This window comes from Candidatus Nitrosotalea sp. FS (genome assembly GCF_011319475.1).
GTDB lineage: Archaea > Thermoproteota > Nitrososphaeria > Nitrososphaerales > Nitrosopumilaceae > Nitrosotalea.
Genome location: NZ_RCMC01000230.1, coordinates 1 through 303 on the forward strand (window position 1 = coordinate 1; position 303 = coordinate 303).

Annotated in this window: 1 pseudogene; it reads left to right on the forward strand. The window is 42.7% G+C overall.

What is annotated here, in order from left to right:
* Positions 1-167, forward strand: a pseudogene (locus tag DYY66_RS08680) (homoserine dehydrogenase); the annotation flags it as partial.
* Positions 168-303: the final 136 nt, after the last annotated feature.

The window sequence follows — 303 nt, forward strand, 5'->3', positions numbered from 1 at the left end:
CACCAAAGGAGGTACCACTTGACGATCCATTGTGTGTCAATGGAACGTTGAACGCCATCACGTTCAATTCAGAACACTCGGGGCAGCAGACAATAATTGGTCGCGGTGCAGGAGGCATTGAGACAGCTAGTTCCATTTTAAGAGATTTACTAGATATCAAACAGGAANAGCAAGTTCCATTTTAAGGGATTTACTAGATATCAAACAGGAAATGTCAAGAATTGAAATCGCATAACCTCTCAAAGAGTGACATCTCTGTCATTCTAGACAAGATGGCCCAGCAGTGGCACATTGAGATACCAA